This is a genomic window from Bacillus sp. FSL H8-0545, from assembly GCF_038006105.1.
Classification (GTDB): domain Bacteria; phylum Bacillota; class Bacilli; order Bacillales; family Bacillaceae_G; genus Bacillus_A; species Bacillus_A cereus_U.
On record NZ_JBBOUO010000001.1, the window covers coordinates 3,476,831 to 3,498,595 of the forward strand.

The following is a 21,765-nucleotide window of genomic DNA, read 5'->3' on the forward strand; positions in this document are numbered from 1 at the left end:
GTTATTTTTATGAAGCAATCTGCTTAGATTGTTTTGTTTTATTTGTTTGTTTTGTCTCCGGTAGTAGTAGATTTAATAGTACACCGACAATTGCTGCTAGTGCCATTCCTTCTACTTGGAACGATTCACCTACGTGTAGTACCGCCCCGCCAATACCGATTACTAGTATAACTGATGCAATCATTAAGTTTCGTTTGTCGCCTAAGTCTGTTTTATCGTCTACCATCATGCGTAAACCACTTGATGCGATTACACCGAAGAGTAAGATTGATACACCACCCATAACCGGTGTTGGAATCGAATGAATCAGTGCTGAAATCTTCCCGATAAATCCAAACATGATTGCGAACACTGCTGAACCGATGAATAAGTATACACTGTATGCTCTCGTAATTGCTAGCACACCGATGTTTTCACCATATGTTGTATTCGGTGGTCCTCCTATTAGTGATGCGATCAATGTTGCTACCCCATCACCGAAGATTGAACGATGTAAACCTGGTTTTTCAATTAAATCTCTTTTAATAACATTTCCAAGTACAATTTGATGTCCGATATGTTCTGAAATTGTTACAAGTGCAACTGGTACCATTAAGAGTACAATTTTCCATGAAAACTCCGGAGTGTATGTTACAAACGGTACTGTGAAATCTGGTATGACAAACCATTTCGCCTCAGCTACTGGCTTTAAATCTACTAGCCCTTGGAAGTAAGCGAATATATACCCGCCGATGATTCCAAGTAGCACTGGTATGATACTGAAAAACCCTCTCCCGAATATGGAGCAAATGATTGTAATTGCTAATGTTACTAATGCTACTGAAAAGTGTGTAATGCTATACTTACCATCCGCACCGTTCATCGCCATGTTCACTGCTGTATGTGCTAAAGATAAACCGATTACCATTACGACTGGTCCAACTACGATTGGCGGAAGTAATTTCATAATCCATTCTGACCCAGATTTCTTAATTCCGAGTGAGATTAAGATGTACACAAGTCCCGCAAGCATTCCACCAAGCATCGCTGCTCCAGGTCCACCTGCTGTTTTCGCTGTAATAATTGGTGCAATAAAGGCGAATGATGATCCTAAATATGCTGGTACTTGACCTTTCGTTATTAGAAGAAACGCTAGCGTTCCTAATCCACTTGATATTAAAGCTACTGATGGATTCAGTCCTGTTAAAAACGGAACAAGCACTGTTGATCCAAACATCGCGAACAAATGTTGTATACTTAATAATAACCATTTTCCCGGTTTCGGTACTTCATGAATGTCTAACACTGGCTTTTGCTCCATTGTTACATCCTCCTTCAGTTTTGATTTTTGCAATAAAAAAACTCTTTGTGCCTGTGCACAAAGAGTCCTACACTTTCGTATGCCAAATTTGACATATGAAAGCCAAGACCCTTTGGCAGCCTCACAGGACTACATTTAAAAGGGCTTTACTTATCGTATATGCTTACTCGATCTTGTTGATCTGTCTCTTGCAAATCAACTTCGATACGCTCTTCACTAGATGTTGGAATGTTCTTTCCTACATAATCAGCGCGAATTGGTAATTCACGATGACCTCTATCAACAAGAACAGCCAATTGGATTTGTGATGGTCTACCTAAATCCATAAGAGCATCCATTGCTGCTCGAACTGTTCTTCCTGTATATAACACATCATCCACAAGGATAACTTTTTTCTTCGTAATATCTACAGGAATATCAGAACCTTTTACAAGTGGTTCTTTATGTTTCGATTGTAGTGTTAAATCATCACGATATAACGTAATATCTAACTCTCCTACTTCCATCTCTTTTCCTTCAATTTGACCAATTCGTTCTGCCAAACGTTGTGCAATAAAAATTCCACGTGTTTTTATTCCGACAAGAACACAATTATCGACACCTTTATTTCGTTCCACGATTTCATGACTAATTCGTGTTAAAGCGCGGCGAATCATTTGGTCATCTAAAACTACAGCTTTCTCTTGCATGCTCTACACCTCCAAGCTTTTTTTCTTGCGTGAGAGTAATGGTATAAAAAAAGTCCTCTCAGCGTGTGCGAGAGGACTTTTGAAAAAAGGGTACAACATACCCTAAGTATTTCAAACCGTTACCTTCTCAACCTCACGGGGCTGTGTTAAAGGATCATTATTTAACTGTTGTCAGTATCTCAGTTTTCTTATGATTTGTCAATACTATTTCCGTAAAATATTTAGCGCTTCTTCAAACACTTCTGGAATCGGTGCCTCAAACTCAATATATTCACCAGTACGAGGGTGATCGAAACCTAAAATCCCTGCATGAAGTGCTTGTCCATTCATATCTAATGTTTTCTTCGGACCATACTTTGGATCCCCTGCAAGTGGATAACCAATATATTTCATATGAACACGAATTTGGTGTGTACGTCCCGTTTCTAAGCGACATTCTACAAGTGTGAAATCCTTAAATCGCTCTAACACTTGGAAATGTGTAACAGCATTCTTACCATTTTCATCAACGGTCATACTTTGACGTTCTTTTTTATCACGACCAATTGGAGCATCAATTGTTCCTTTATCATGTGGAATTACACCATGTACAATCGCTTTGTAGCGTCTTGTTACCGTTTTTGCTACAAGTTGATTTACAAGTGATTCGTGCGCCACATCATTTTTAGCAACCATTAATAATCCAGATGTATCCTTATCAATACGGTGTACTATACCAGGACGCATTACACCGTTAATACCTGATAGGTCTGTACAATGATGCATAAGTCCGTTTACAAGCGTACCTTTCGTATGCCCTGGTGCTGGATGTACTACCATGCCACGCGGCTTATTTACAACTAGTACATCGGCATCTTCATAATAAACTTCTAAATTCATATCTTCCGGTTGAATATCTAACTCTTCTGGCTCGGGAATTGTTACTGTAATTTCATCATTTCCTTTTACTTTATAATTCCCTTTAACTGATTTCCCATTTACTGTCACAACAGCATCTTTAATCCATTGCTGCACTTGTGAACGTGACCATTCACTGTTTATTTCTGCAACGAATTTATCAATTCGCTCGCTTTTTTGTTCTTCTGCAACTGTTACTTGTACTACTTCACTCATTCAATTACTCCTTCGTTTTCTTTCCTTCTAATACTGTTTGAATAATAATTAATACAACTCCAATACATAATGCTGAGTCAGCTATATTGAATACTGGATAGTTGTACGAGAAAATATACACGTGAATGAAATCCACTACTTCTTGTCTAAATACACGATCAATAAAATTGCCAATTGCTCCGCCTAAAATTAGACCTAATGAAATACCTAGAAGCTTGTCCGTTTTCGCATATTTTTTCATATAAAATACGATAAATGCTACGAAAATGACTGTAATAATGTAGAAAAACCACATTTTATTTTCTAAAATACCCCAGGCAGCTCCTCTATTTCGATGTGATGTTATGTATAATACATTATCGATAATCGGAATGCTCGTACCCAATTCCATGTTCTTTACAATTAGCCATTTCGATATTTGATCGATGGCAATGACAAATAACGCTATTACATAATATATCATTTTCATTTCCCCCATAAAGACAGTGTACCTCAAAATTTTAGCATAGCTGCTGCCTTTTCACAATGAACCTTTATAGAAGAATAAAATAAATTAAAAAAAGGTAACATAATATCGTTGTGCGTATTCATACATTTACCTTTTCATAGAAAAATTCATGAATAGTACGAGCAGTCGGCATTGTTTTCATTTGTTTTGTAGAAATCGCTCTTCCAGTTTCTTCACAAATACCGTACATATCTATTTCCATTTTAAACAATGCACGTTCTACATCTTTTAAATCCTCTTTTATATCATGTAATAGCAATTTTTTCTTTGTCTCTTCCTTTATTCCGTATCCAAGTTCTTGCCCAAATTCCATATAGTATGTGTGCATTACTTCTTTCGCCAGTCTATCTTGCAACTCTTTTCTCATCAATTGCAATTCTTCTTTTATTTCCATATAAATTTCATTCACGTGTACATTCCTCCCAGCTGCAATGTACAATTAGTGTGTCCGAAATTTCTATGCTTACCTCACACACATTTTTCCTTCATAGGAAAGAGAGTGAAAGTTATTTCGATATATCATCAACAAAAAACTGACTACTCTTATGAGCAGTCAGTTTTTTCATTATTTTACGTAGTTTTCTTTAACAACTGTTGCACAGCGCTCACACAATGTTTCATGTTCCGCATCTTTGCCAATTGTTTCTGAAACAACCCAACAACGTTCACACGTATCACCAGTTGCTTGAGCTACAACAACCGCTGTATGCTCATACTTAGGTGCATCTGCCGGAGCTTCTTCTATCATACCACCAAGTTTATACTCAGAAACAATAAATAGTTGCTTTAAGTCTTCACTAATAGACTCTAACATAGCTTTCATTTCTGCAGTCGGATATAGTGTAATACTTGCATTTAATGACTTACCAATTACTTTTTCATTACGAGCGACTTCTAAAGCTTTTAATACGTCATCACGTAACGTCATAAATGCATCCCATTTTGTTTTTAACGCTTCAGCACCATCTACTTCTACAACTTCTGGCATATTAGTTAACTGTACACTTTCTTCTTCTGCACCAGGAACATAAGGCCATACTTCATCAGCTGTATGAGGTAAGATTGGTGTTACAAGTTTTGTTAATGCAACAAGAACATCATATAATACTGTTTGAATCGCGCGGCGATCTTGGTGATTTGCACCTTCAATGTATAAAATGTCTTTCGCAAAGTCTAAATAGAATGAGCTTAAATCAATTGTACAGAAGTTATGAATTGCGTGATATACTGCTGCAAAGTCATATGCTTCATACGCTTCTTTCACTTTTGTAATTAATTCATTTAATTTTACTAACATATAACGGTCAACTTCACGAAGCTCAGCTGCCGCCACTGTATTTTCACTTGGATTAAAGTCATCTAAGTTTCCTAATAAGAAACGGAATGTATTACGGATTTTACGATATACTTCTGCTACTTGTTTTAAAATATCATCTGAAATACGTACATCAGATTGATAGTCAACAGAAGATACCCATAAGCGTAAAATATCTCCGCCTAATTGATCCATAATTTTCTTCGGTACGACGATGTTTCCAATCGACTTACTCATTTTACGTCCGTCACCATCTAGTACGAAACCGTGGCTTAGAACACCTTTATACGGTGCTTTACCTGTTACAGCAACTGCTGTTGATAATGAAGAGTTAAACCAACCACGATATTGGTCAGATCCTTCTAAATATAAATCTGCTGGACGTTGTAAATCATCACGCTCTTCTAATACCGCTTGGTGAGAAGAACCTGAATCAAACCATACATCCATAATGTCTGTTTCTTTACGGAATTCACCATTTGGGCTACCTGGATGTGTAAATCCTTCTGGTAATAGATCTTTCGCTTCACGCTCGAACCATACGTTAGAACCGTGTTCACGGAATAAATCTGCTACATTGCTAATTGTTTCATCTGTAATAATTGGGTCTCCATTTTCCGCATAAAATACTGGAATCGGTACACCCCATGCACGTTGACGAGAAATACACCAATCACCACGGTCACGAACCATATTATGAAGACGAGTTTCACCCCATGCTGGAACCCATTTCGTTTCTTCAACAGCTTGTAATAATTCTTTACGGAATGCTTCAATAGATGCAAACCACTGTGCTGTTGCACGGAAAATAATTGGTTTTTTCGTTCTCCAATCATGTGGGTATGAATGCGTAATAAATGTTAATTTTAGTAACGCACCTACTTCTTCTAATTTTTCCGTAATTGGTTTATTAGCTTTATCATAGAATAGACCTTCAAATCCAGGTGCTTCATTTGTTAATACACCTTTATCATCAACTGGACAAAGAACTTCTAAACCATATTTCTTACCAACAAGGAAATCGTCTTCCCCGTGTCCTGGTGCTGTATGAACACAACCTGTACCAGCATCTGTTGTAACGTGCTCCCCTAGCATAACTAATGAGTCACGATCGTAGAATGGGTGTTTTGCAACTGTATACTCAAGTTCGCTACCTTTTACCGTTTTCACAACTTCAGCATTTTCCCATTCTAACGTTTTTTCAACTGTCTCAAATAGTTCAGAAGCAATAATATATTTCTCATCATTTACGTTCACAATAGCATATTCAAGTTCTGGATGAACAGAAATACCTAAGTTAGCAGGTAACGTCCAAGGTGTTGTTGTCCAAATAATGAACTTCTCATCACCTTCTAATACGTTCTTTCCGTCTTTTACAGGGAATGCTACGTAAATAGATGCTGATTTTTTATCTTGGTATTCAATTTCAGCTTCTGCTAAAGCTGATTCACTCGTTGGAGACCAGTAAACTGGTTTCTGTCCTTTATAGATATAACCTTTTTTCGCCATGTCACCAAACACTTTAATTTGTTGTGCTTCATAAGCTGGCTCTAAAGTAATATATGGATTATCCCAATCTGCACGTACACCTAAACGCTTAAATTGTTCACGTTGACGTTCTACTTGCTCATATGCATACTCTGCGCATAATTTACGGAACTCAGCAACTGTCATTTCTTTACGCTTTACACCTTTATTCGTTAAAGCTTGTTCAATTGGTAAACCGTGCGTATCCCAACCTGGCACATATGGTGCACAGTATCCTGTCATTGATTTAAAACGAACAATAAAGTCTTTTAACACTTTATTTAGTGCGTGTCCCATATGGATGTCACCATTTGCATATGGAGGTCCATCATGTAGTACAAATAAAGGACGACCTTTTGTATGTTCTTGTACCTTTTCATAAATATTCATTTCAGCCCATGTTTCTTGCATTGCAGGCTCACGTTTCGGTAAATTCCCACGCATCGGGAATTCTGTTTTTGGCATTAGTAATGTATTTTTGTACTCCATGCTCAATTCCTCCTTAAATATATAAACGACAGACCTTAAAAAAGGGAATAAAAAAGAGACCTCTCATCCCAAAAAGGGACGAGAAAGTCTCCCGCGGTACCACCCTAGTAGACCATATACAAATGCATAAGGTCCTCTTTATATTCTTAACGCGAATATACGCCTACGCTTACTAAATTTGTTCAGCGCGGAACTCCAGGGTGATATTCCCATTATCTCCTTATCCTGAGCTTACACTATCCTCAGTTCGCTATATAAGGTATGAAAAAGGTACTTATCCCTATCTTCGTTTTTCTTAATAAATATGCTGTTTAAAATTATATGTAATAATAAGAAAAACGTCAAGCTTACACTGTTTCTTCTTTTTTCAACAGTTCGTCCACTTCGTCTTCTAACTCAATTAATTTGTCCCAATCATCGTTGCTTAACATTTCAAGCTGTGTTTCTAACAACATACGGAAACGAGTGCGGAATACTTTCGCTTGTTTCTTTAACTCTTCAATATCAAATGCAACTTTTCTTGATTTCACTAATGCTTCATTAATGATACGATCTGCATTTTTTTCTGCTTCACGTACAATTAATTTTGCTTCTTTTTGTGCATTACGTTTCACTTCTTCAGCAGCTTCTTGTGCGACAATGATAGATTTGTTAAGCGTATCTTCAATATTAGAAAAATGATCTAACTTTCCTTCTAATTGTGCAACCTTTTCTTCTAAAGCTTTTTTCTCACGAATGACTAATTCATAATCTTTGATGATTTGATCAAGAAATTCATTTACTTGATCTTCATCGTAGCCACGGAATCCGCGACCAAATTCTTTGTTATGAATATCTAATGGTGTTAACGGCACAACGCCACCTCCAAGTAGTTATCTAAATTTCCTCTTTCAATTATATCTTTTCTTCGACAAAATAAGAGAATTTCCTTCTAAAAAACCAATCATTTTAGTATACCATACAAAACTCTCCATTTGTCGCGCTTCGTTTTACCTTCTACAGAAAATAATTTACTTCGTCCATACCCTCTAACCGAGAAAACATCACCCGGAAAACATTCATACGAAGTTTGCTCTACTGTTTTCCAATTGACTTTTACTAGGCCACCTTTTATAAGAGGCTGTACTTTCTGCCTAGATATATGCAGCATTTCAGCTAATAAAACATCTAGACGAAGTGACGAAACTGTTCCAGATTTTTCTCCCCACTTTTCACCTACACGCAAAACTTTCTCTACTTGTATAGGAGAGAGTGTGACTTTCATTTTCCCTATTGATTGTAAGTTCATTTCAATATAGGATACAACTTCTTTCGCAACTGCAATTTGGGCACGATCTTCTTGAAGCAAAATATCACCACATTTTTCCCTTGTTAAACCAAGTGACATGAATGCACCTAATATTTGCCTATGTTCTAGCGTGAAAAACTTGGAAGGATAGTCAATTTCTAATACTTCTACTTGAAATTCCTCTTCATTTAATTCTAGATAATCTGGATAAATTAGTGCTCTTTTTCGTTCGGCTTCAGGCATCGCACCATCAAACCGTACAGCTACATCTCCTTGCCCTATTACCATAGAAACAATTTGTTGCTGTCTTGGATCAAGAAAATCTGTTAACTTGACTTGATGGTACTCAGCAGCCTGTTTCCACTCTATTACTTTATCCACAAAGACCTCTTCATCAGGTCTAAAATGCTCGTAGATGCTCATGTATGTAGCCTTTCGCTAAACAAAATAAAAAAACAAACTTGTCAATCCTCTACTAGCGAGATTCAATGTGAAAATCGCAACAAGTGGAGAAATATCAATCATACCAAGCGGTGGAATAAATTTCCTAAAAGGCTCTAAATAAGGTTCGCAAATGCGTGCAAGAAAATCACCAAATTTTGATTCTCTTGCACCTGGGAACCAAGACAAAAGAATATAAATGATAAGCGCATAGGAATAAATTTGAATAGCAGACTGCAATACTTGTACAACTGTTGTCATGGCGTATTACCACCTCTTTATATTTGTCTCTTCTTCTTCACCGAATAACTCTGAAATCGCACCAACGATATCAACATTTTCAGGTGTACACATAAATGTTTTCGGGCCTATTTTTTGAATGTCCCCGCCTATAGCGTATACAGTACCACTTAAAAAGTCAACGATACGTACAGCTTGATCTGTAGACATTCTTTGCAAATTAATTACAACAGCTCGTCTACCTTTTAAGTGATCCGAAATGCCTTGCGCTTCCGAATATGTGCGTGGTTCTAGTAAAACAACTTTTGAAGATTGCTTCGCTGTTTCAATACTCACTACATTTTGCTTCGGTTGCACTTTCGCAAACGGAACATCTTGTTGTTCTGGGGGATCTTGTTGTTTTTTCATGTCTGTTTGCTCCTTTTCATAACTATATTGAGCTGCTTCTTTTTCTTCCGGTGTGTCAAAAAAGAAGTATTTTACTTTTGACCAACTCATAATAACTTTCTCCTTCCTCTTACGCTTTTCCTACTAAAACCGTTCCCAAACGAATATATGTAGCGCCTTCCTCAATTGCAATCGTGTAATCATTTGACATTCCCATTGATAATTCTTTACATGGTGCATGTAATAATTCTAGCTCCTGCACTTCTGTTTGTAGCATGCGTAATTCCTTAAAGCAGCGACGAATCTCTTCCTCTTCTCCTGTAAACGGAGCCATTGTCATTAATCCTACCACTTCAATCTTATCCAATTCTTGCAAACTTTGAATAAAAGAAATTGTTTCTTCTATCGCCAATCCTTGCTTTGATTCTTCAGATGATGTTTTCACTTGAATAAAGCATTTAACTTTCTTATCAGCACGTTTTTGAATTTCTTGTGCAAGTGAGAGACGATCTAATGAATGTAAATAATCAATCTCATTAATGATTTCTTTTACTTTTCTCGTTTGTAATGAGCCAATAAAATGCCAATTCACTTTTGAACCGAAATGCTCGTATTTTTGTAAGAAACCTTCATTTCTATTTTCACCTAAGTCAATAATTCCTGCTTCAATTACTTCGCTTGTTTTTTCAATTCCTACAGTTTTTGTAACTGCAACGAGCTTAATATCTTTCGTCGAACGTCCAGCTCGTGCACAAGATTCTTTAATTGCTTCGTTTACATCTGCTAAATTCCCTTGCACTGTCACTTGCTTCACTCCTCCTTAAAACCTATGAAACTCAACATTCTCCCCGTCTTACCTTGATCACGACGATGAGAGAAAAATAATTGTTCTTCACAGCTTGTACAAAGAGATGACATTACAATATGTTCTTCTTTTATACCTGCTTGTACACATAATATACGATTAACTTCTTTTAAATTAATTGCATACTGACCATCAGAAATTACTTTATAGGGAACTGATCCGTTTACTACTTGCTGCGCTGCTGTTAATACACGATCATCAACAACATAACAACATGATCCGATTGCAGGACCAATTGCGACATGAATTTCATCACTTGAAACACCTTCTGCATTCCACTTTTGAATCATTTCTTTCGCAATCTCTGTTACAGTCCCTTTCCACCCAGCATGCGCAAGTCCTATCATATCATGTGATGGTGCATAAAAATAGAGCGGAACACAATCAGCGTAACAAGATGTTAAGAGAACATCTTTGTTAGTCGTATAAATGCCATCCGTTTTTGGAATACCGTCTTCATATGAATAAACGCCTTTCCCTTTTTCTTGCAGTCCTACTTTCTCAACATGATGGTCATGAACTTGTTCAGAGCAAATCCATTTTTCTAATGGTTTTTGTAACTTATTCGCTAAAATGCGTCTGTTTTCATGAACATTCTCCACGATATCATTCACATGTAATCCTAAATTCATCGCATGAAAGGAGCCTGTACTTACTCCACCATCTTTTGTCGTAAATCCAACAGTAATGTTTCCAATTTCTTTCCACGCTTGTAAATACAGTATACCGTCCACATATTTAAATGGTTCTCTCATAAAGCGGCTCCTTTTAATTAAAATAACAGAAAAAAGCATGGTACTTCCTGTCTATTTTACCATACTTTTATTTTTTCATAATGACAACTGAAAAAAAAGGGGAATTTGTAATATTCTTTATGAAATTGTCGGTGTTTGTATTGATTCTGTTACAGAATTAATATTATCTACTCTGACAAGTATGACATCTTCCCCAATTTTCATAATTTGCTCCCAAGGAATCACAAATTCTACTTCCTTTCCAAAGAGTCCTAGCATACGTGTCTGCTTGGAAATAATAACTGTCCTAATCTTACCTGTGTCTATATCAAAATCAATATCTCCAATATTTCCAAGCCTTTTTCCATCTAAAATATTTACAACATCCTTCATTTGAAACTCCGAAATTCGTATCATATTCATCCTCTCCCTTATATCATGAATCATAATTACGCTCTCAAATAAAGTGAAACCTTAATCAGTGGGATTTTTCCCATCCCTACTGATTATTAGCCCATGCTAATCGGACTTTTTCGGGTAGCTCCGCTTCCATCTAACTTCTTACTTCAGCCGAATTTTGAAGCGGGTAAACAGTATATAACCGCTACTAATAGAACATCCATTTCATTTTCATTATATGAACCTACCCACTGTACTATGAGAGCAAAATATTATATATAAAAAAGGCCTCACCATAACTGGTGAGGACCTTATCCTTGAATCGTCTTATTCATTTGCTTAATAGCAGACTTCTCCAAACGTGATACTTGTGCTTGAGAAATCCCAATTTCTTCGGCAACTTCCATCTGTGTCTTTCCTTGGAAGAACCGTTTTCGAATAATCATTTTCTCACGATCATTCAAACGCTTCATCCCTTCTTTCAACGCTAGTTCTTCAACCCACTGCTCGTCCTTTTGTTTTTCATCACTTAACTGATCCATAACAAAGATAGGATCTCCTCCATCATTATAAATCGGTTCAAATAATGAAACTGGATCTTGAATAGCATCTAACGCAAAGACAATTTCTTCATGTGTCACTTCAAGAACTTTGGCAATATCCATTGCTGTTGGTTCTTTGGAATTTTCAGCAATCAATTTTTCTCTTACTTGCAACGCTTTATACGCAATATCTCGTAATGAGCGAGATACGCGAATTGGATTGTTATCACGCAAATATCTGCGTATTTCCCCAATAATCATCGGCACAGCATACGTTGAAAATTTTACATTTTGGCCTAAATCAAAGTTATCAATGGATTTCATAAGTCCAATGCAACCAACTTGAAATAAATCATCAACATATTCTCCTCTGTTATTAAATCTTTGGATGACGCTCAGTACAAGACGTAAGTTTCCATTCACTAATTTCTCTCTGGCGCTTATCTCTCCACTTTGCATTTCACGAAATAATTTACGCATCTCTTCATTTTTTAGTACTGGAAGTTTAGCTGTATCAACACCGCAAATTTCTACTTTGTTTCTCGTCAAAGTGTTCCCTCCTATCGGGAGTTGCTGTACAGTGTAAAGTATTTCCTTTGAAGGGGATTTTATGCATACGGTTTTCCCATCGTTTTTCACAAACATCATATTTCCTAATGCACAAAAAGAAAATAAGACCAGTCTAGATACCGACTGGTCTTATTCTTCACACCATTTTATTAAATTCTTTTCGTAATCTTTTTATAATTCTTTTTTCCAAACGAGAAATATACGACTGTGAAATTCCAAGCATATCAGCCACATCTTTTTGTGTCTTCTCTTCGCCACCAGCGAGTCCAAACCGAAGCTCCATAATTTGTTTTTCACGATCATTTAATTGATGCAATGCTTTCATTAAAAGATGACGATCTACAGTAGCTTCTAAATCTTTTGTAATAATGTCATCATCTGTACCTAACACATCTGATAATAACAGTTCATTTCCGTCCCAATCAATGTTAAGCGGTTCATCAAAAGAAACTTCCGAACGATTTTTATTATTTCGACGCAAATGCATTAAAATTTCATTTTCTATACAACGAGATGCATATGTTGCTAATTTAATTTTCTTTTCTGGATTAAATGTATTCACTGCCTTAATAAGACCAATTGTTCCTATACTAATCAAATCCTCAATATTTATCCCTGTATTTTCAAATTTTCTTGCTATATATACAACAAGCCGTAGATTACGTTCAATAAGCATCGATCTGGCAGCCTGATCTCCATTTGGTAATTTATTCAAAAGAACTGCCTCTTCGTCTTTCGTTAACGGCGGTGGCAACGCTTCACTTCCGCCAATATAATAAATTTCATCGGTCTTAATTCCTAATTTCAGCAATACTTTATACCAAAGGTATACCAAATAAAATTTAAATTTCACCATATTATCCCGCCTCTCATAATTAAGCAATTACCATCTTTTGCGAAATCAACATTTTCGGATGTACAATGCATTGATACTCTCCATTGGTAGATAATTGTTGTGTATTTAATCCAATCAGTACTTTGTTTACAACAACCAAACCTTCATGATAAACTTGCACACAATCTGGCTTAATTGCCCATAAAAATTGATTCTCTACTCCTACTGCTCGGAAAGGAATTAAACGTAGTTTCGTCGCCCACCCAGAATCATTTTCTGGTATTTGAGGAATTTCTGTTTTGGAATAAATTTGTTCTGTTAACCAAGCTGGCAAACAATGTTCTAATGATGAAATATGCATAATCATAACGGGTGTTTTTGTTAACGGGTCATAAAGTTGGTTCCCACTATCAATTAGACCTGCTAGTTCTAGTTCCTCTCCAGCTAATTGAATTTTCACTTTCACGATTTGATCATAGTGTATCTTTGTGACCTCTACGCTTTCTATACGCTTTTTAGAAAAATAATAAATTACTGGAAAACCAAAAATAACAAACAACCAACTAATTGGATCACCGTAAGAAACTGATTTAGATTGAACTAACCCATTTACCATTTCGTTCGTTTGTAAAAAGTAATGCGTTCCAATTAATCCTCCACCAACCATAAAGGTTACAAAATAGAAAGTAAAAACAGTTTGTGCATAATTTCTAAATGTTGAAAATCCAAATGCTGTATACACAATAAGTAACGAATACAATAGTTTCATAATTGGATGTGTCATCATAGAAGCAAAAGGCGTAAAGGCGAAAATAACAATAGTTGAACCTATAAATGCCCCTAACACAAGCCTCCATCTTTTGATTCTCTTTTTTAACACGGTGGCTGTTAATAAAAGTAAAAGAAAATCAATGCAGGCGTTTAACAACCAAACAATGTCGGCGTAAACAACCAAACAATTCACCTCTTTTTTTAAGTTGAGACTAGTATAATGCATATCCAATAGGAAAGTGTGTCAATTGGTGGAGGGTTTTTTTTGTTATTTTGTGATTTCTAGACATAATCTGTCGGTAAAAAATAAAAGTGTATTTTTCATAGAATAATATAAATCTCTTACTTGTATACATAATAATTGAATTATATATATACAAAGCTAATCTTGCTATTTGCGGGCAGTAACACCCCTGCCTCAAAATTCTGCTACAAAAAAGTACAGAAGTTAAGCGGGAGTCGGGCTAACAATCATTTTGGATGAACAACCCCTACTAATTAAAGTTTCACTTTATTTATCACAGCTTATAGCTTAAAAATAGGACTGGACTCTCCATATGCAAAATAATAAAAAAAGATCTGCTTAGCAGATCTTTTCCATTTAGACAACAAAAAAAAGGAGCATGAAAGCTCCTTTTCTTTTATCGTCTACGACGGTTACGTAAGAATGCTGGAATATCGATGTCATCTGAATCTGTATGACGATCATGCATAACCGGCTCTTCACGTTTCATTTCACGCTTAACTTCACGTTGTTTTGAAGGTTGAGCTACTGGTTGTTGTTGTTGTTGTGAATGATTCGCAGTCGGACGGATAATTGGTTTTGGTGGCTGCGTCGAAGCACTATCATCAAAACCAGTTGCAATTACAGTGACAACGATATCATCTTTTAATCCTTCATTAATAACAGAACCGAAGATCATATTTACTTCTGGATCCGAAGCTGAAGCTACAATGTCTGCCGCTTCTTGTACTTCATATAAACTTAAGTTTGCGCCGCCCGTAATGTTCATAATAACACCTTGAGCTCCATCAATAGATGTTTCTAGTAATGGACTAGAAATCGCTTTTTTCGCAGCTTCAGCTGCACGATTTTCACCATTACCAGAACCGATACCCATTAAAGCAGAACCTCTATTAGACATAATTGTTTTTACGTCTGCAAAGTCTAAGTTGATTAGACCTGGTGTAGCAATTAAATCAGAAATACCTTGAACACCTTGACGTAATACGTTATCTGCTTCACGGAACGCTTCTAACATTGGCGTATTTTTATCAACAATCTCTAATAAGCGATCATTTGGAATTACAATAAGTGTATCTACATTTTCTTTAAATGATGCAATACCAGATGCAGCTTGAGTTGCACGTTTACGTCCTTCAAATGTAAATGGGCGTGTTACAACACCAACTGTTAACGCACCTAGTTCTTTTGCAACTTGAGCAACAACTGGAGCTGCACCAGTTCCAGTTCCGCCGCCCATACCAGCAGTTACGAAGACCATATCCGCACCACGAAGTGCTTCCTGAATCTGTTCTTTACTTTCTTCTGCAGCTTTTTTCCCTACTTCAGGGTTTGCGCCTGCACCAAGTCCACGCGTTAATTTTCCACCAATTTGCATTTTCGTTTCAGCTTTTGATAGATTTAATGCTTGTGCATCAGTATTCACAGCGATAAAGTCTACACCTTGTACACCATGTTCAATCATACGGTTTACAGCATTGTTTCCGCCACCGCCGACACCGATAACTTTTATATTTGCTAATTGATCTTGAGTAGTATCAAACTCTAACATGTCGAAATCCCCCTAGAACCTCATTTTTCGTGTCCAATTTTAATCCCATAAATAACGGAATACACGTTTTACTTTTGACATCATGCGGTCATCATTTTGATTAGTATTATTTTGATTACGATTTTTCTGTTTCGCAGGTTGCTGTTGTACCGGCATTGGTGCTGGTACTGGTTCAAAATGTTCTTGCTTTTCCTGCACATTTTTCCCACGTAATTTAGCTTTTTGATAAGAATGTTTAATTAATCCAACTCCACTTGTATATTGAGGCTCACGAACACCAATATAATCAGGAGTTGCTATACGAACATTTTCATGTAAAATATCGTATGCAAGATCAAGAACACCTGGCATAGAAGCTATCCCACCAGTTAGTACATATCCAGAAGCAGCTTGCTTTACTCCTAACTTATGCACTTCATCTTGAACAAACATTAAAATTTCCTCTACACGAGCCTCTATTATATCCGATAATTCCAACTGAGAATATTGTTCTGTTTGATCGCTTCCCATAATAGGAACCGTAAACATCTCTTCTTCAGATGCTGTATCATAAAAAGCATGTCCATATTTCAGCTTAATTTGATCTGCATTTTCTGTTGAAGTTTTCAGCCCAATCGCTATATCCTTCGTTATATGATCTCCACCTAATGGCAATACGCTCGTTGCTTGCAACTCTCCATCTTTAAAAATAGATAAGGTTGTAGATCCTCCACCCATATCAACAAGGGCTACCCCTCTATTTCTTTCATCCGAAGATAACGCAACTGTCGCTGCCGCTAAAGGTTGCAGACAAATATCAACAATTTCAAGACCTGCTTTTTCTACACAACGAAGTAGGTTATGTAGTAAAGTTCTCGAGCCTGTAATAAGTGTACCTTCCATTTCTAATCTTACACCGATCATCCCGCGTGGATCGTTAATCTCGTCAAGACCGTCTACAATGAACTGTCGAGGTACCACATCAATAAATTCACGTTCAGGAGCAATTGACACAACTTGCGCTGCATCTAGAACGCGTAAGACATCTTCATTCCCGATTTCACGATCTTCATTTGAAACAGCGACTACACCGTGACACGGGAGCAACTGTACCTGGTTTGCATTGACACCTACTACAACTTGCTCAATGTGGATACCCACCATGCGCTCAGCCTGTTCAATTGCTTTTTTAATTGATCGAACAGTTTCATCTATATCAACTATCGATCCCTTCTTCAAACCATTTGATTTTACGTTTCCAACACCAATAATGTTTAAGCTATCATTAACCATTTCACCAATGATGACTTTAACATTGGATGTACCGATGTCAAGACTAACATAAATTTCATTGCTGTTCATTCTTTGGCACCTCCTTCTTTATTTATACCATACAACTCAATATATGGAACAACAATCGCAACTTTACTATTTATAAGAAAAATATTCAACGTCTTTATACGTTTCCCTTTTTTAACCCTATATTTTTCTTATTTTTATTTAACATTCATTTAAGAATATCTCAGTAACCTGTGAATAACTGCTTTATCTTGAAATAATTATATTTCAAGTGTAAAGATTACCGCCAAGTATAAGTCTACACTAAGATGTACTTGTAGAAAAGTGAAACTTGTACCAATCCTAGTATGAATCTAAGAAAATTTACATTTTCTTCATCAAATTAAGCATTCTTGCAAATTACCATCCATATAAAAGAACGTTTGTTTCATTTCATACGTAATAACGCAGTAAAAACTATCATTCTATTCTTTCTTTTCTTCAGCACCTAGTTCCTTCGTATATGCACCCACTTCTAAGTCAATTAAAACCTTCTTACCAGGTTCAATTGTTTTTAAAATAAGTGGATAAGCTTCCATTCGCTTTGCGAAATTTTGAATAGTGGTGCTCACTTCATATCCTTCATTCATATATAAAGTAAGATGATCTTCATTTGCGTTCGTTGGTGTATAACGAATTTCAGAAATAGACCTTAAAATAGTCGGCGTTAATTTTTCTAGTTCTGCAATTAATTCCTTCATTTTTTCCTCTTTAAACGGTTCAAAAATTGGTGCTGCAACTGGAAGTTTTCCGTTCGGAAGTACATCGAGTGTTTTCCCATTTTCTAATAACGGTTGTAATTTCCCATCTTTGTTTATATAGCCAATTGTTAAATATTCTTCGATATGAACATCAATTTTGTTTGGGAAACGTTTTTTTACATTTACCGCTTTAATTTCTTTTCGTTTCGTTAAGTTTTCTTCTGCTTTATGTGCTGTTACTCGGAAATAACTCGTATCATATGTCACACCTGATTCCTTCATAACTTGTTCATCTGTCATATAATGATTTCCAAACACACTTATCTTTTTTATATTACTAAGCGGAGACCGAAAATAAATTAAAAAGAGTACTAATAAAAATAAAATCGATATGTATAAAATTAACCGATGATTAACAGGTTTCTTATTCTTTTTCTTTTGATTCTTTAATTTTGGTACACGATCTTGTAGTTTAATCACTTTACTATTTTTCATGTACGATCCCCCTATGTAACATAAAGAACGGCATGTTCCTCATGCCGTTCTTATCTTCTTATTATAACATAAATGATAATGAGCGGAACGAACAACCGTTATCTTCCAATTATTTCTACTTCTGTATGCATATCGACACCAAATTTATCCTTAATTGTACGCTTTATCAATACGATCAAGTCTAATACATCTTGTGCTGAAGCCACACCAGTATTAACAATAAAATTCCCATGCATTTCAGAAATTTGAGCTCCACCTATTTTATAGCCACGCAGCCCTGCTTTTTCTATTAAATCTCCTGCAAAATATGGGACTGGATTTCGAAATATACTTCCTGCACAAGGGTGATTCCAAGGCTGCGTTTCACGGCGATACTCTTTATTCTTTTGCATGCTTCTTACAATTTCCTCGCGTTCGCCTACCTCCAATTGGAATTCAGCTTCTAAAACAATACCAGGGCGTTTCATTTGCAATACAGATGTGCGATAAGAAAACCCCATTTCGGTATTCGTCAACCAATTAATTGTTCCATTGTCAAACAAAATACGAGCTCTCGTTAATACACTCGATATGTCGGACTTATGAGCGCCTGCATTCATATACACTGCACCGCCAACACTTCCTGGAATACCACTTGCAAATTCCAAGCCAGCTAATCCCTGTCGACTAAGTAAAGTTGACAATTTAATAAGGGGGTATCCAGCACCAACTCTTACTCTATGTTTTTCGACTTCTAAGTGATCTAATCCTTCTCCTAAACGAATAACCACACCTTCTATACCTTGATCAGATACGAGAAGATTTGAACCACGACCAATTGCAGTCCACCCTGTCTTGTACTTCTTTACTAACTCTAACGTCTTCTCAATACCAGCAACATGCTTTGGCACAATTAAAATATCAGCTGGTCCGCCTATTTTCATAGTCGTGTAACGCGCTAACGGTTCATTAACTAACACGCGACCAACATTTGCTTCTAAAAGCTCTTTTACTAATTGTTCCATAGACAATCTCCCCCATATTAAGTCTCCTTATTACAGTAATATGCAGGGCGTTCACCTAATGTTATTTTTTAATAAGCTTGTTCATTACTTCATATAGCTTATTTGCTGCATCTGGAATACCAAGTTGCTTAGTAGCCAGTTTCATATTTTGTAATGTTTGTGTATCCAATAAAATCTCATCAATGTCACGAATAAGCGTTTCAGATGTTAAATCTTTTTCAAGTAGCATTTTAGCTGCTCCTTTATCAACAACTGATCGTGCATTTTTTTCTTGATGGTTATTTGTTACGTACGGACTTGGAATTAATACACTCGGCTTTCCTAACGCTGTTAATTCTGCAAGCGTTGTAGCCCCTGCTCTTGAAACAACAAGATCTACACCAGTCAGTACCTCTGGCATATTATGAATAAAAGGTTTAATAATAACATTATTCGGATTCCCTTTTTGTTTCACGGCTTCCATAACTTTATCATAATGTACTTCGCCTGTTACATATAATACTTCGTAACTTTTATTCCCAAATTGTTCAATCGCTTCTACAAAAGCATCGTTAATCGGTCTAGCCCCGCGACTCCCACCAAAAATAAGCACGGATTTTTTAGAAAGGGATAGTCCTACCGAACGTTTTCCTTTCATTCCATTTTGGTCCATTACTTCTGATGCACGTGGATTACCTGTCATAACCACTTTTGACTGTGGGAAATGTTCTGCAGCTGCTTCAAAGCAAACTGCAACTTTATCGACATAACGACTTAAAAATTTATTCGTTACACCAGGTACACTATTTTGTTCATGTACAATAGTCGGAATACCTAATTTAGCCGCAGCATATACAACTGGCCCACATACGTATCCACCCGTACCAATCACAATATCAGGGTTAAAACGACGAATATATCGTTTACTATCTTGAACACCTTTTAGGAAACGCATCACTGTTTTTACATTATCAAGAGATATTTTTCGTTTAAATCCACTTATAACAATAGATTGGAACGGAATACCCGCTTTCGGTACGATGGTACTCTCTAATCCATTCTCTGTACCAATGTATAAAAATCTTGCTTCCGGATTTAGTTTTTTTATTTCTCTAATTAAAGCAAGAGCTGGATAAATATGTCCTCCAGTACCCCCACCACTTACTAATACTCGCACTACTGATTCCTCCACTTCCCTGTTCTTATTCAATCGTATTTATTTCTATATACATATTGTATTTTCACACACACACGAAAAACCCTGTCTTTTAAACAGGGTTTAATAGCGAGAATGGCGACTTATATTCAATAATACACCTACTGCCATTAACATTAAGGTCAAACTTGATCCACCATAACTTAAAAACGGCAAAGTAATACCCGTAACAGGCATCAGTCCTGTTACAACACCAACATTAATCATTACTTGAATCGCAATCATCGCCACAATACCTACTGCTAAAAACGTACCATATAAATCTGGCGCTCCTAATGCTATACGAATCCCGCGCCATAATAATAGACTAAATAATAATAACACAAATGAACCACCAATAAAACCTAATTCCTCGGATAAGATTGCAAATATAAAGTCTGTTTGTGGTTCAGGTAAATAAAGAAATTTTTGTCTACTTTGTCCAAGTCCAAGCCCAAATAAACCACCAGGTCCAATTGCGAGTAACGATTGGATAATTTGAAATCCACTTCCGAGCGGATCCGACCACGGATCTAAATATGATGTAATGCGTTTCATTCGATATGGTGCTGATGCAATTAACCCTACAAATCCCGCTGCACCAAGCAAACCAAACATTGCAAAGTGAAAAACCCTTGCTCCCGAAATGAATATCATAATAATACATGTCCCAACCATTACCGTTCCCGTACCAAGATCTGGTTGTAACATAATCATCCCAAAAGCAAGAAATACAAAACTAAGAGCCGGTAGCAAACCTCGTTTAAACGATGTAATTAATTTTTGTCGTTCCGCTAAAAATTTTGCTAAGAAAATAATCATCGCGAATTTCATAAACTCTGACGGTTGGATAGAAAATGCTCCGATTCCAATCCAACTTCGCGCTCCCCCACGAACGAGACCTACTCCAGGAATAAGAACGAGAATAAGAAGAACGAAACAAACTAGTAAAATTACTTTTGAATACGTACGCCACACCCAATAATCAATTTTCATGAGAGAAAACATAGCTACTACCCCAAGACTTGCAAATAACAATTGTCTTTTTGCAAAAAAGAATGAATCCCCCATTTTATAAGAGGCCCAAACCGCACTCGCACTATAAACCATAATCATTCCGATTGTTAACAACGCAAGTGTAACGATGATGAGAATAAAATCAGGCGTTTTCTTCATTACCCATGTACACCACCTCTTTGGGCAGAACCTTTGCCCTATGTAACAAAACATCAGTAGGTGTTAGCCTACTGATGTTTTGATTTACT

At 36.5% G+C, this 21,765-nt stretch carries 22 protein-coding genes and 1 other annotated feature; all 22 genes read right to left on the reverse strand.

From position 1 onward, the window contains the following. Positions 1 to 7: 7 nt before the first annotated feature. Complete coding sequence (gene uraA / locus MHI07_RS18110) at positions 8 to 1,300, reverse strand: uracil permease (RefSeq protein WP_002111419.1); 1,293 nt, start codon at positions 1,298 to 1,300, stop codon at positions 8 to 10. 146 nt (positions 1,301 to 1,446) lie between these two features. Further along, positions 1,447 to 1,989, reverse strand: coding sequence for a bifunctional pyrimidine operon transcriptional regulator/uracil phosphoribosyltransferase (gene pyrR / locus MHI07_RS18115; RefSeq protein WP_001156489.1), 543 nt, complete (start codon positions 1,987 to 1,989; stop codon positions 1,447 to 1,449). 204 nt (positions 1,990 to 2,193) lie between these two features. Then, positions 2,194 to 3,102, reverse strand: coding sequence for an RluA family pseudouridine synthase (locus MHI07_RS18120; protein WP_002111420.1), 909 nt, complete (start codon positions 3,100 to 3,102; stop codon positions 2,194 to 2,196). Between the two features lie 4 nt (positions 3,103 to 3,106). Next, positions 3,107 to 3,565, reverse strand: coding sequence for a lipoprotein signal peptidase LspA (lspA, locus tag MHI07_RS18125; RefSeq protein ID WP_002088246.1), 459 nt, complete (start codon positions 3,563 to 3,565; stop codon positions 3,107 to 3,109). 124 nt (positions 3,566 to 3,689) lie between these two features. Beyond that, positions 3,690 to 4,019: a hypothetical protein gene (locus MHI07_RS18130; RefSeq protein WP_002160708.1), complete on the reverse strand. Its 330-nt coding sequence runs from the start codon at positions 4,017 to 4,019 to the stop codon at positions 3,690 to 3,692. 156 nt (positions 4,020 to 4,175) lie between these two features. Beyond that, on the reverse strand, positions 4,176 to 6,941 hold the full coding sequence (gene ileS2, locus MHI07_RS18135; RefSeq protein WP_002160707.1) for an isoleucine--tRNA ligase: 2,766 nt from the start codon (positions 6,939 to 6,941) through the stop codon (positions 4,176 to 4,178). 71 nt (positions 6,942 to 7,012) lie between these two features. After that, positions 7,013 to 7,237, reverse strand: a binding site (T-box leader). 51 nt (positions 7,238 to 7,288) lie between these two features. Further along, positions 7,289 to 7,795, reverse strand: coding sequence for a septum site-determining protein DivIVA (gene divIVA / locus MHI07_RS18140; RefSeq protein ID WP_002088249.1), 507 nt, complete (start codon positions 7,793 to 7,795; stop codon positions 7,289 to 7,291). Positions 7,796 to 7,884: 89 nt separating this feature from the next. Further along, the gene (locus MHI07_RS18145) at positions 7,885 to 8,652 is read right to left on the reverse strand and encodes a YlmH family RNA-binding protein (protein ID WP_002111424.1); all 768 of its coding nucleotides are present in this window, start codon (positions 8,650 to 8,652) and stop codon (positions 7,885 to 7,887) included. Between the two features lie 15 nt (positions 8,653 to 8,667). After that, complete coding sequence (locus tag MHI07_RS18150) at positions 8,668 to 8,931, reverse strand: YggT family protein (RefSeq protein ID WP_002111425.1); 264 nt, start codon at positions 8,929 to 8,931, stop codon at positions 8,668 to 8,670. Between the two features lie 6 nt (positions 8,932 to 8,937). Beyond that, on the reverse strand, positions 8,938 to 9,408 hold the full coding sequence (locus tag MHI07_RS18155) for a cell division protein SepF (protein ID WP_002014721.1): 471 nt from the start codon (positions 9,406 to 9,408) through the stop codon (positions 8,938 to 8,940). A 19-nt stretch (positions 9,409 to 9,427) separates the two neighbouring features. Next, a complete protein-coding gene (locus MHI07_RS18160) occupies positions 9,428 to 10,102 on the reverse strand; it encodes a YggS family pyridoxal phosphate-dependent enzyme (RefSeq protein ID WP_016106024.1) in 675 nt (224 codons plus the stop codon). A 5-nt stretch (positions 10,103 to 10,107) separates the two neighbouring features. After that, positions 10,108 to 10,917 (reverse strand): peptidoglycan editing factor PgeF, encoded by an 810-nt coding sequence (gene pgeF / locus MHI07_RS18165; protein WP_016106025.1) that lies wholly within the window; start codon positions 10,915 to 10,917, stop codon positions 10,108 to 10,110. A gap of 117 nt (positions 10,918 to 11,034) precedes the next feature. Then, positions 11,035 to 11,313: a YlmC/YmxH family sporulation protein gene (locus MHI07_RS18170; RefSeq protein ID WP_033710824.1), complete on the reverse strand. Its 279-nt coding sequence runs from the start codon at positions 11,311 to 11,313 to the stop codon at positions 11,035 to 11,037. A 293-nt stretch (positions 11,314 to 11,606) separates the two neighbouring features. Then, positions 11,607 to 12,386 (reverse strand): RNA polymerase sporulation sigma factor SigG, encoded by a 780-nt coding sequence (gene sigG, locus MHI07_RS18175; RefSeq protein ID WP_000197755.1) that lies wholly within the window; start codon positions 12,384 to 12,386, stop codon positions 11,607 to 11,609. A gap of 157 nt (positions 12,387 to 12,543) precedes the next feature. Then, on the reverse strand, positions 12,544 to 13,263 hold the full coding sequence (gene sigE / locus MHI07_RS18180; protein WP_002111431.1) for an RNA polymerase sporulation sigma factor SigE: 720 nt from the start codon (positions 13,261 to 13,263) through the stop codon (positions 12,544 to 12,546). 19 nt (positions 13,264 to 13,282) lie between these two features. Beyond that, positions 13,283 to 14,197, reverse strand: a complete 915-nt coding sequence (spoIIGA, locus tag MHI07_RS18185; protein ID WP_002111432.1) for a sigma-E processing peptidase SpoIIGA — start codon at positions 14,195 to 14,197, stop codon at positions 13,283 to 13,285. Positions 14,198 to 14,654: 457 nt separating this feature from the next. Next, positions 14,655 to 15,809, reverse strand: coding sequence for a cell division protein FtsZ (ftsZ, locus tag MHI07_RS18190; RefSeq protein ID WP_016106026.1), 1,155 nt, complete (start codon positions 15,807 to 15,809; stop codon positions 14,655 to 14,657). 39 nt (positions 15,810 to 15,848) lie between these two features. Beyond that, positions 15,849 to 17,150 (reverse strand): cell division protein FtsA, encoded by a 1,302-nt coding sequence (gene ftsA / locus MHI07_RS18195; RefSeq protein WP_002160703.1) that lies wholly within the window; start codon positions 17,148 to 17,150, stop codon positions 15,849 to 15,851. 401 nt (positions 17,151 to 17,551) lie between these two features. Beyond that, positions 17,552 to 18,322 (reverse strand): cell division protein DivIB, encoded by a 771-nt coding sequence (divIB, locus tag MHI07_RS18200; protein WP_002111435.1) that lies wholly within the window; start codon positions 18,320 to 18,322, stop codon positions 17,552 to 17,554. A 98-nt stretch (positions 18,323 to 18,420) separates the two neighbouring features. Then, positions 18,421 to 19,326, reverse strand: a complete 906-nt coding sequence (gene murB / locus MHI07_RS18205) for a UDP-N-acetylmuramate dehydrogenase (RefSeq protein ID WP_088079285.1) — start codon at positions 19,324 to 19,326, stop codon at positions 18,421 to 18,423. Between the two features lie 61 nt (positions 19,327 to 19,387). Next, positions 19,388 to 20,482, reverse strand: coding sequence for an undecaprenyldiphospho-muramoylpentapeptide beta-N-acetylglucosaminyltransferase (gene murG, locus MHI07_RS18210; protein WP_002088269.1), 1,095 nt, complete (start codon positions 20,480 to 20,482; stop codon positions 19,388 to 19,390). Between the two features lie 102 nt (positions 20,483 to 20,584). Further along, complete coding sequence (spoVE, locus tag MHI07_RS18215; RefSeq protein ID WP_002111438.1) at positions 20,585 to 21,676, reverse strand: stage V sporulation protein E; 1,092 nt, start codon at positions 21,674 to 21,676, stop codon at positions 20,585 to 20,587. Positions 21,677 to 21,765 lie beyond the last annotated feature (89 nt).

What these genes read in the sequence shown, in the direction of transcription:
- uraA (WP_002111419.1), bottom strand. Translation starts at nt 1,300, where the DNA reads ATGGAGCAAAAGCCAGTGTTAGACATTCATGAAGTACCGAAACCGGGA.
- pyrR (WP_001156489.1), bottom strand. Translation starts at nt 1,989, where the DNA reads ATGCAAGAGAAAGCTGTAGTTTTAGATGACCAAATGATTCGCCGCGCT.
- MHI07_RS18120 (WP_002111420.1), bottom strand. Translation starts at nt 3,102, where the DNA reads ATGAGTGAAGTAGTACAAGTAACAGTTGCAGAAGAACAAAAAAGCGAG.
- lspA (WP_002088246.1), bottom strand. Translation starts at nt 3,565, where the DNA reads ATGATATATTATGTAATAGCGTTATTTGTCATTGCCATCGATCAAATA.
- ileS2 (WP_002160707.1), bottom strand. Translation starts at nt 6,941, where the DNA reads ATGGAGTACAAAAATACATTACTAATGCCAAAAACAGAATTCCCGATG.
- MHI07_RS18145 (WP_002111424.1), bottom strand. Translation starts at nt 8,652, where the DNA reads ATGAGCATCTACGAGCATTTTAGACCTGATGAAGAGGTCTTTGTGGAT.
- MHI07_RS18150 (WP_002111425.1), bottom strand. Translation starts at nt 8,931, where the DNA reads ATGACAACAGTTGTACAAGTATTGCAGTCTGCTATTCAAATTTATTCC.
- MHI07_RS18155 (WP_002014721.1), bottom strand. Translation starts at nt 9,408, where the DNA reads ATGAGTTGGTCAAAAGTAAAATACTTCTTTTTTGACACACCGGAAGAA.
- pgeF (WP_016106025.1), bottom strand. Translation starts at nt 10,917, where the DNA reads ATGAGAGAACCATTTAAATATGTGGACGGTATACTGTATTTACAAGCG.
- MHI07_RS18170 (WP_033710824.1), bottom strand. Translation starts at nt 11,313, where the DNA reads ATGATACGAATTTCGGAGTTTCAAATGAAGGATGTTGTAAATATTTTA.
- sigE (WP_002111431.1), bottom strand. Translation starts at nt 13,263, where the DNA reads ATGGTGAAATTTAAATTTTATTTGGTATACCTTTGGTATAAAGTATTG.
- ftsZ (WP_016106026.1), bottom strand. Translation starts at nt 15,809, where the DNA reads ATGTTAGAGTTTGATACTACTCAAGATCAATTAGCAAATATAAAAGTT.
- ftsA (WP_002160703.1), bottom strand. Translation starts at nt 17,150, where the DNA reads ATGAACAGCAATGAAATTTATGTTAGTCTTGACATCGGTACATCCAAT.
- divIB (WP_002111435.1), bottom strand. Translation starts at nt 18,322, where the DNA reads ATGAAAAATAGTAAAGTGATTAAACTACAAGATCGTGTACCAAAATTA.
- murB (WP_088079285.1), bottom strand. Translation starts at nt 19,326, where the DNA reads ATGGAACAATTAGTAAAAGAGCTTTTAGAAGCAAATGTTGGTCGCGTG.
- spoVE (WP_002111438.1), bottom strand. Translation starts at nt 21,676, where the DNA reads ATGAAGAAAACGCCTGATTTTATTCTCATCATCGTTACACTTGCGTTG.